This is a genomic window from Synechococcus sp., from assembly GCF_982614295.1.
This window is the reverse complement of record NZ_CEXBMR010000095.1, coordinates 1-2,216: the sequence shown is the minus strand read 5'-3', so window position 1 is coordinate 2,216 and position 2,216 is coordinate 1. Positions and strand designations below refer to the sequence as shown.

Sequence of the window (2,216 nt, the reverse complement as noted above, 5' to 3'; positions counted from 1 at the left end):
GATCCAAAATCACAGATGAGTAACAGGTCGTTTTAGTCTCCCCAAATCAGTTGGTGTCACAGGTTTTTTTATGCAGGTGCGTATTGGTAATGGTTACGACATCCACCGCCTCATTGCAGGCAGACCACTAATAATTGGTGGCGAATTACTTGAACATCCAGATGGGCTTGGCCTCGATGGCCACAGCGATGCTGATGTATTGGTTCACGCCATCATGGATGCCTTACTTGGTGCCTTGAGCCTAGGAGATATTGGCAAATACTTTCCCCCTGATGATCCCCAATGGAAAGGTGCCAATAGCCTTAAGTTATTAGAGCAGGTGAATTCCTTAATTAAACAACAGGGCTGGCAAGTGGAAAATATTGACGCTGTTGTTATTGCAGAGAGGCCTAAATTAAAGCCCCATATAGAAACAATACGAGCAAGAATTGCAGGATCATTAGGTGTAAATCCAGATCAAGTTGGCGTGAAGGCCACCACAAATGAAAAACTCGGCCCTGAAGGTAGGGAAGAAGGTATTTCTTGCCATGCCGTTGCCTTACTGGTGCATTTATGAAAATTGTTGCATTGTTAAAAGCGCTGGTGGGTAATGGCCTGATCCTTTTGGGCTTGTTTGCTTGCCTATTGATAACAACAAGCCCAGCTATGGCCCTGCGGGAGCTTGATCCCAATGCAGGGGTGGTGGAGGTTCTACAGATGCCGGTTACAAAAGACCAAACCAGCTGCTGGCGCACAGCAGAAGCTGAGGTATGGGAACCATGGCTTGAGAAACAAAGCGGTTACCAAGGCAGGGAATTACTTTGGGATTCAGTTCGCCAACAGGCTGTGGTTTTAATTGGTTGGTTGAGCCAATCCGAATGGGATGCAATTCCAGCTAACAGTATTAAAAAAACCGAACAACGATTTGATGGGATATTGCAACGCTGCTTAGGTAGTGGTGCCTCAAAACCCTTACCCCTACAACGCACCGGATCTTTGCAACCAATTCAATGACCTATGTGCTCGGCACCCACAGCGAAGAACTAAATCGGCTTGGGCGCCAACATCAAATCTGGCAAGCAGAAGCGATGGCTGCTTGGGATAAAGCGGGCTTTAAAAGTGGTGATCGGCTTTTGGATCTTGGCTGCGGGCCAGGATTTGCCAGCTTTGATTTAGCGAAACGAGTTGGCTCAACTGGCCAGGTGCTAGGTATTGATCAATCCCCCAGCTACATCACATATTTAAATGAACAGGCAGCAGAATTGCAGCTTCCACAATTAAAAGCTGAACTGCTTGATTTGGCAGGGCCAGCACCTTTAGCGATTGCTAATTACAGCTGGGATGGCGCCTGGTGCAGATGGTTTTGCATGTTTCTTACTGATCTAAATCCCCTATTGGCATTAATCAAAAGTTCCCTAAGACGCGGCGCTAAATTAGTGCTGCATGAATACATCCGCTGGGATACCTTCTCATTACATCCCCATGGTTCAGCAGTAGCTGAATTTGTTAACTGTTGCATTCAGCACTGGCAATCCCATGGTGGTGATCCAAATGTGGCCAGCAGGCTTCCAGCACTTTTGCAGCAGCAGGGTTTTGAACTAGTAAGCAGTTGCAGCTTGCTTGCCTGCGCCCCTAATGGCCATATAAAAGCCCAATGGCTTGAGGATTTTCTTACTAGTTATCCAGCCCAGCTAATTGCTGATGGTGTTTGGACACAAAGCCAGCAGGCGGCCCTAGAAGCAGAAATTAGCCAAGCTAAAAACAATCAAAGCCTATGGCAAACCCCTGCCTTAGTTGAACAGATTTGGCAAAAAACATGAAAGATGATCAGAGCGATATATTGCATCGGCTTGATTTAGATCGCCGTAATCGCATTGGCATGCTGGAAGCAGTTTGGGGAGAACATAAAACTGCAGAACAGATAATTGCCATTGCCCTTGAGATGCAAGCTGCGGGTGAATTAATGCTTGCCACAAGAATTGATCAAAACAAAGCTGCTAAAATTGCAATTGAATTGCCAACAATTAAATATTATTCCCAGGCGCACTGTTTAAGCCTTGGCAGTTTGCCTGAAACCGGTATTAATGGCTTTGGTGATGTGGCGATCCTCACCGGTGGCAGCAGTGATATCACTGTTGCCGCAGAAGCACAACTTGCTTTGGCCTGCCATGGAATTCATTCCGATTTAATTGCTGATGTTGGTGTGGCTGGCTTGCATCGGCTTATGCATAAATTAC

General features: G+C 46.4%; 4 protein-coding genes. All 4 read left to right on the top strand.

Going from position 1 to position 2,216, the window contains the following annotated elements; translation table 11 throughout:
- The first annotated feature begins 70 nt into the window (after positions 1-70).
- On the top strand, positions 71-556 hold the full coding sequence (gene ispF, locus AC2JC8_RS10090) for a 2-C-methyl-D-erythritol 2,4-cyclodiphosphate synthase (protein WP_484594685.1): 486 nt from the start codon (positions 71-73) through the stop codon (positions 554-556).
- Positions 553-993 carry a TIGR03792 family protein gene (locus AC2JC8_RS10085; RefSeq protein WP_484401386.1) on the top strand — a complete coding sequence of 147 codons (441 nt, stop codon included), beginning with the start codon at positions 553-555 and terminating at the stop codon, positions 991-993. Before ispF ends, AC2JC8_RS10085 begins: the two co-directional genes overlap by 4 nt.
- Positions 990-1,799, top strand: a complete 810-nt coding sequence (locus tag AC2JC8_RS10080; RefSeq protein WP_484594684.1) for a methyltransferase domain-containing protein — start codon at positions 990-992, stop codon at positions 1,797-1,799. Before AC2JC8_RS10085 ends, AC2JC8_RS10080 begins: the two co-directional genes overlap by 4 nt.
- Positions 1,796-2,216 (top strand): AIR carboxylase family protein (locus AC2JC8_RS10075; protein WP_484594683.1); only part of this gene is annotated, 421 nt, incomplete at its 3' end. The genes AC2JC8_RS10080 and AC2JC8_RS10075, both read left to right, overlap by 4 nt.